The 434-nt window shown below is 64.3% G+C and carries 1 protein-coding gene; it reads right to left on the reverse strand.

Annotation, left to right across the window (positions count from 1 at the left end):
- Positions 1-434: transposase (locus tag AACY19_RS27450; RefSeq protein WP_339454632.1), on the reverse strand; the 434-nt coding region annotated here is incomplete at both ends.

Below are 434 nucleotides of genomic sequence, written 5' to 3' on the forward strand. Positions count from 1 at the left end.
TACCGGAATGTGCGGGATTGCGCCGTGATCCCTTACGAAGCCGAGGAAGTTGGCGCTGCCATAGGCTTTGTCGGCCGCACCCCGCTTGGGACGATAATCAACGCGATCGGCCGATCGCTCGAGCATGACGCGCCCCGCATCAACTTCCTCCGCGAACCGAGCCGGTGTCGCCTTCACATCGAGAGCGACGCCACTCGGGGTGTCGACCAGCGCATTCAGGGCGTAGCCGAACCGGCCACGCACCGTTCGCGCCGACCAAGCCGCGGCAGGATCCGTTCGAGAGACGCCTTGGCAGCTTTTCGAGCGCGCCATTTCAAAGACGGCATCTCCTGTGTCGTGCACCCACTCCCTAACCGCGCGCGACGCGTTGGCGACATACGGCAGGTAGCCAGGAACGGTCTTGCGCTGCCAGCTCGCATCAGCCGCTATGAACG

Origin of the sequence: Pseudomonas sp. EA_5y_Pfl2_R50, from assembly GCF_963970475.1 — a bacterium.
In the GTDB taxonomy this organism is placed as follows: Bacteria; Pseudomonadota; Gammaproteobacteria; order Pseudomonadales; family Pseudomonadaceae; genus Aquipseudomonas.